Here is a 6,302-nt window from a genome sequence, read left to right as displayed (position 1 = left end):
AACAGCACCTCAAGATCATTCTGAGCACACCACAGTCATGATCACAGAAGACGATCACGTGCCGTCACCGAATCGCAGAAAGTGGGCCAGAACCCAGTGGGGCGCTCCACCTTGTCCCCCATGGCACCGGTCAGCTTCCCCTTCGAGCGGGACGACGGCAGACGGGATGATCAGGCGGGCGGGGTGCGCGCATCGCGCGGGAAACACCAGGTCGCGGGCTGATCGCCGGGCCATTAGCGGGCCATTAAGAGGGGTGACGAGGGGTCAACTACGGTCACTCAGGACCAGCTCTCCGCCCAGCTCAGCGCCCCCGTAGGCCGTGATCGATGCAGTTCCCAAGCTGACAGCGCGGTTCGATTCCCGTCACCCGCTCCAAGCGTCGTCTCGGCCCTCACTGTATGGGCTTCCATGTTGGGGTGCTTCAGGCTGCGCCTCCCAGGGGACTTCGGCCTCTTCGACCCCCGAAAAACCCCACTCGCCTCGCTCGCCTTCGACCCGTGCGTTGCCCGGTTACACGGTGAGCTGACCGATGCCCGCGCCGAGCGGGTTGCGGCGGTCGCTCGGGCTTTTCTTCCCCCGTCGGATCGTCGCAAGATTGACGCCGGCATTGGCATCGTCCACGCACGGCGCGGCAATCTTGACGCTGCCGTAGAGCAGGCAAAGACTGCGTTCGACATTGATCGCCGCTCCCTGACGGACCTCGTCAACCACGCCGCAGATCCAGATCGCATCATCCGACAGCGTTACCGTCGCGAAGCTCTCGCCGAGGAGTTTCACGACCGTTATGTGACCGCCAGCCGTGCCCTGAACACCCACCACCCCCACCTCCTCGGTGGACTGCTCTGAAGGATCACCAGCGAGACCCGTCAGACGCTTCCCGGGATCAATGGAGCAAGCACGCCCCGGAGCAGGGCATATTGCTGCATCCGATGGTCCGTTCCTATTCCTTGTCCTGACGGCTCGCTGGCCTGTTCCGTTGTTGTCATTGGACGGCCGGGGTCAGGAAGAAGGGTGCCGAAAAGGCCACCTCCCGGCGGAAAGTGGCCTTCGTGGGAGGGGGCGGCGGTCAGGCTCGGGCGGTCACCAGGGTCACCGCGGTCTCCGAGTGGAGGCCGGTCTCATCCGTGCAGTGCGCCAGATTCGCGCGTACGGCGGCTGTGAGGTCGGCGCGACGCGAACCGATGTACGGACTGACCGCGGAGAAGTCGAATAGGCAGCAGATCGCGTCAGGCCCGCCGGGAACGGTGGCCGGCAGCGTCCATTCGCGGAGTTCGATGTCGACGAAACCGGCCTCCTTGGCCAGCGTGGCGACCTCGATCCCGGGCAGGGACCACGGCTCCTCGAAAAGATCCGCCTTGTCGGGGCCGAGAACGGTGGCGACGGCATCGTGCAGGGCGCGGAAGAGCGGGTTGCGGTGCAGCGGCTGCCAGGTGGCGATGGCGATCCGCGCGTCGGGTCGGGCGGCCCGCCGCATCTCGGCCAGCGCCGCGCCGCGATCGGGAACGAACTGCAGGACCTGCTGCATGGTGATCAGGTCGAACGCCTGGTCGGAGACGTGCAGCAGGGTAGCGCCGCATTCCGTGTACTGGATGGAGGCGCCGTCGACGGCAGGTAGTTCGGCGGCGAGGGCGAGCATGGCGGGGTTGAGGTCGGTGCCGACAACGGCGCCGGTGGGGCCGACCGCCTTGGCCAGCACCCGGGCGACGGTGCCGGGGCCGGTGCCGACGTCGAGCGCCTTGGTGCCGGGGGCCGGCGCCAGCGCCTCGACCATGTACTCCGCCCACGGCTGGAAGATCGACGGGAGCAGGACGTCCTTGTACGGCCGTACCTGGCTGACATCGAAGGAGGTGTCCGCGGTCACGGCGGCCCGGGACCTCGTGGCCGTTTCCAGGGTCTCGGCGAGGATGTCGACCTCGTCGGGGGAGTTGTACAGGTAGAACGAGGCCCGGATCGCGGCGGGGACGCCGAACCGGCTGCACGCGAGCTGCGCGCAATGGTTGCCGGACCGGACGGCGATGCCCGCCTCGTCCAGACTCGCGCGCATGCGCTGCAGCGGGATGCCGTCCACCACGAACGACAGCAGCGGCAGCCGGTTCGCGGTGTCGGTCGGGCCGATGAAGCGGATGCCGGGCACGTCGCCGAGCCGGTCTAGGGCGTACTCGATCAGGGCCTGGTCATGGGCGGCGATCGCGTCCATGCCGATCTTGCTCAGGAAGTCGCAGGCGGCGCCGAGGCCGACGGCCTGCGCGATCGGGGGTGTGCCGGCCTCGAACTTGAGCGGGGGCGGGGCGTAGTGCATGGCGTCCACCGCGACGTTCTCGATCATTTCGCCGCCGCCGAGGAAGGGCGGGAGCGCTTCCAGGAGTTCGTACCTGCCCCACAAGGCGCCGATTCCGGTGGGGCCGCACATCTTGTGGCCGGAAAACGTGACAAAGTCGGCTCCCAGCGCGATGACGTCGATGCCGAGGTGCGGGACCGACTGGGCCGCGTCGACGACCATCAGGGCGCCGACCTCGTGCGCGCGGGCGGCGATCGTTGCGACCGGGTTCACCGTGCCCAGGATGTTCGAGGCGTGCACGACCGTGACGACCTTGGTCCGCTCGTTGATCTTCTCGCTCAGGTCGGAGAGATCCAGGCGGCCGTCGTCGGTGATGCCGAGATATCTGACCTTCGCCCCAACCCGCTCGGCCAGCAGCCGCCAGGGGATCAGGTTGGAGTGGTGCTCCATCTCCGTCAGGACGATCTCGTCGCCGGGACCGACGCGGAGCCGTCCGTCCGCCCAGATGAACGAGTTGGCCAGCAGGTTGACGGCCTCGGTCGCGTTCTTGGTGAACACGATCTCCTCGGCGCGTGGTGCGCGTACGAACGTGGCGATCTTGCTACGCGCCCCTTCGTACAGCTCGGTCGCCTGTACGGCCAGCCGGTACACGCCCCGGTGCACATTCGCATTGGCGCGGATGTAGTAGTGGTTCAACGCGTCCAGGACAACGGCGGGTTTCTGCGTGGTGGCGGCGCTGTCGAGGTACACGGGTGGGCGGGAATCGTCAGGGGCGGTTTCGAAGAACGGGAATTCCTTTCGAATCGACTCGACGTCGATCGCCATCGTGGTCTCCTCCTGCCGAACGGTGTAGCGGCAGTGTCGGCGGAGCCCGACCGGCTAGATCCAACTGGAGTTGTGTCATGGCGAACCCCCCAGCGTAACCCACATTTCAGGAGGGACAGGGTGACCAGAAGTTGCCGTCATTTCCGGCCACCGAGGACCTCGAATTCCTCGCCTAATGTGGCGGCATGGCCGGCGATTTCTTGGTTGACGGCACGCGGATCATGGCCAGGCGCCGCTCGCGCGGCCTTACCCGGAGAATTCTGGCCGACCTGGTCGGCTGCAGCGAGGAATGGCTCCGCCTGGTCGAGAACGGGGTGAAACCCCTGGATCGGCTGTCGACCATCATGCGGATCGCCGAAGTGCTCCGCGTCGAGGATCTCTCCGAGCTCGTCGGCGGCCGGACGAAACTCCCGCCCGCCTGCGACCACGGCGAATCCGACGAGGTCGGGAACGCGCTGCTGCTGCCCGGCCGGTTCACCGGCGAGGCGACCGAGAACGTGCTGCGGGTGCAGCAGCACGTGATGGCGGCGTGGGAGGTCTGGCAGCGCTCGCCCCACCGCTACACCGAGACGCGCCGCCGCCTGCCGCCGCTGCTGTCGATGGCCGACCTGTCGGCCAGGGCCGCCACCGGCGTGGACCGGGAAGCCGGTACAGCCGGCCTCACCCAGGTGTACCGGCTGTTCGCGGCGCTGCTGCGAAGCTGCGGCCAGCACGCGCTGGCCCTGGTCGCCGCCGATCGCGCGGTGGCCTCCTCGGAGGGCTCGGCGATCGTCCAGGCCGAGGTGGCGGGCGTGCTCGTCTCGCTCGGCCGGTACGCCGACGCGCGCTGGCTGTGCCTGGCGGTGATCGACAACCGGCCCGAGTCGCTGGAGGTCACCGGGCGCTGCTACCTGACGGCCGCGCTCGCCGCCGCCGAGGCGAGCGACGTGCTGCGAACCGAGGAGCTGCTGAACCACGCCCGCAAGATCGGCGACCGGCTGGGCCCGGAGTTCGCGCTGGAGGTGGACCTGCACCGGGTGGCGGTCGCGGTCCGGATGGGCCGGTACGCGCAGGCGATCCGCCTCGCGGCGGGCGTCGACGCCGACCGCCTCCCCGACAAGGACCGCCAGGCGCGGCACCTGCTGGCCCTGGCCACCGCGCACGCGATGGACGGCGACTCGAGCGCGGCCATGGCGCTGCTGTGGCGGATCGTCGAAGGCTGCCCGGAGGAGCTGCGATTCAACGCGGACGCCGGACCGGTGCTGGCCCGGCTGCGGGCGATGGACTGCGAGTCGACCCGGACGGAACTGCGGGAGATGACCCGGATCACCGCCTGATCCATCAACGTCGGGGCACGGACGACACGGTATGCGTGTCCGGTTTCTGGCGCGGGCTCGGGCTGCAGTGCGCGCGTCGCACGGGAAACATCAGGTCACGGGCTGATCGTCATGTCGGCGATCAGCCGGCGGACGAAGCGGGCCGAGGTGCTGGGCAGTTCGGCGCTGCCACCATGCCCAATTGGAGTCGGGGGACGTAGGCGGTGCTGGTGGGGTTCGACGGAGGAAATACCGGTCGACGGGCAGGACCAGGGCGTACAGATGCGGTCTCGCCCACGGCGGTAAGCCGACGAGTGCCTGTTGAAGTCGCCAGCGGGGCGCATCCCCTGTGCACTCAGCGCACTCGCACCTGCGGGAGAGGCGATCAGCGGTCCCGGCCAGGGCCGCCTGCCAAGCCATCAGCGCGGCGGCCACCGCGCCCGGCCACATCCGACTGTGTTCGAGGGCAATCACCGCGGCCAAGGGACGACGGCCAAGCCCGGGAACATGATGGATCACAGCTCTGTGGGTCCTACACGCCGATCCTCGCGTACGGACCTCGGAAGGGCGCCTACGCGGCATGGCCCTTTCTGGCCGGTGACATGACCGCGATGATCGCATGCGAAGTGCGTAACGTCCAAGCCCTGAGCAAGGCGAAGCACGCCTCCGGCGGGGGACGCTCCGGCTCCGGGATGATCAGCATGTGGAGGGACAGGGCCGTAGGCGGCTGAGGCGGAAGTCTGTTCATCCCGCCCGCCCTCGACCCGGGACAAGCCGAGCAGACCGCTTCGAAGGCTGAGACGTCCGGACCCTCTCATGGGCCCGTCACCCGCTTTCGGTACGAGGAGCCGGCTCAGGGGTTGCTGCCCGACCTGGGCGTTGATCGTTTCTGGGCCGCTTCCCAGCCTTCCAGCCGGTTACGTGCCCAATCTAGGAATCCGAACAGAAAACCCGGTACCGGGGTGCGTGTGCTGACCTTACTTTCGACAGGGATACGCGTTGACGATCGACGGATGAATCGCCTGGGTCGCCTTCGTCAGGCTCGTTTCCGTGAACACACTCTTTCCCGGACGGTGGATCGGCGGCGGGACGCTCGTCCTGGGGCCGGTGATCATGTGTGCCGGATTCCTGCTGCGTTACCTGAGCACGGTCACCGCCCTCACCCCTCAGCAGTACGCATGGGCCGAGGCGCAGCCCTTCGCCGCCTACGGCCAGCTCCTCGCCTACACCTCAGAACCCGCCCTGCTCACCCTCTCCTACGCGGTCTTCGCACTGGGGGCGATGCTGCTCTTCCCCGCCTTCATCACCCTGGCCCAACACGTGGGCGGTGGCCTCGCCTTCTGGGGTGCCGGGCTCCTGGTCGCCGGGCTCTTCGCCCGCCTGTACTTCGCCGGTGCCGACCAGACCGCCTTCCAGCTCACCGAGGTCATCGGGCTGGACCAGGCGACAACCGCGATCATGGAGGAATATGTCGACATCTCGTACGGACCGTGGCGCGTACCGGTCTGGGCTTCGGTCGGCCAGTACGCGGGCTCGTTTCTCCTGGCCGTCGCCGCCTGGCGCTCAGGCCTCTTCGGTACCGCCCGCGCCGTGATTCTGCTGTTGGCAGGAGGCACCTGGATGGGGGTGCTGAAGGGCGCCTCCATTCCTGACGTGCTGGTCGCCGGCCTGCTCTGCGTCGCCCTGGTTCCGCTGGGCACGCAGGTGCTGCGTGCGCGGCTGCCGAGCCCCATCGGCCGTTCGAAGGTGCTGAGCTGGTGAGGGGGAGTGAGGCCGCAGGACCTGCCCCGGTTGCGAGCCAGTGGCGCCCTGCTGGTCGGCTACAGCAGGCCTGCCGATCATTGGCGTGATCGCTCACGCGACCATCGCCGCAAGCCCCGCGCCCGTGGAGCTCATCGCCGAGG

At 68.3% G+C, this 6,302-nt stretch carries 4 protein-coding genes; 2 read left to right on the top strand and 2 right to left on the bottom strand.

Translation table 11 applies throughout. The annotated features are described in order from the left end of the window. Window positions 1-510 precede the first annotated feature (510 nt). Window positions 511-777: a hypothetical protein gene (locus tag AB0J69_RS22085; protein WP_364119999.1), complete on the bottom strand. Its 267-nt coding sequence runs from the start codon at window positions 775-777 to the stop codon at window positions 511-513. Window positions 778-1,066: 289 nt separating this feature from the next. After that, window positions 1,067-3,103: a SufS family cysteine desulfurase gene (locus AB0J69_RS22080; RefSeq protein ID WP_364119996.1), complete on the bottom strand. Its 2,037-nt coding sequence runs from the start codon at window positions 3,101-3,103 to the stop codon at window positions 1,067-1,069. A gap of 185 nt (window positions 3,104-3,288) precedes the next feature. Between AB0J69_RS22080 and AB0J69_RS22075 the strand changes: the two genes are divergently transcribed. Both AB0J69_RS22075 and AB0J69_RS22070 read left to right on the top strand, forming a co-directional pair. After that, complete coding sequence (locus AB0J69_RS22075) at window positions 3,289-4,419, top strand: helix-turn-helix domain-containing protein (RefSeq protein WP_364119993.1); 1,131 nt, start codon at window positions 3,289-3,291, stop codon at window positions 4,417-4,419. Between the two features lie 1,029 nt (window positions 4,420-5,448). Next, window positions 5,449-6,159, top strand: a complete 711-nt coding sequence (locus AB0J69_RS22070; protein ID WP_364119990.1) for a hypothetical protein — start codon at window positions 5,449-5,451, stop codon at window positions 6,157-6,159. Window positions 6,160-6,302: the final 143 nt, after the last annotated feature.

The sequence above is a fragment of the Nonomuraea sp. NPDC049709 genome (assembly GCF_040674815.1).
Taxonomy (GTDB): Bacteria; Actinomycetota; Actinomycetes; order Streptosporangiales; family Streptosporangiaceae; genus Nonomuraea.
Note: the sequence above shows the minus strand (reverse complement) of the source record. Positions and strands in the feature narration are given on the sequence as shown.

Bases quoted from the DNA above. Each gene is read 5' to 3' on its own strand.
- AB0J69_RS22080 (WP_364119996.1), bottom strand. From the start codon at position 3,103: ATGGCGATCGACGTCGAGTCGATTCGAAAGGAATTCCCGTTCTTCGAA.
- AB0J69_RS22075 (WP_364119993.1), top strand. From the start codon at position 3,289: ATGGCCGGCGATTTCTTGGTTGACGGCACGCGGATCATGGCCAGGCGC.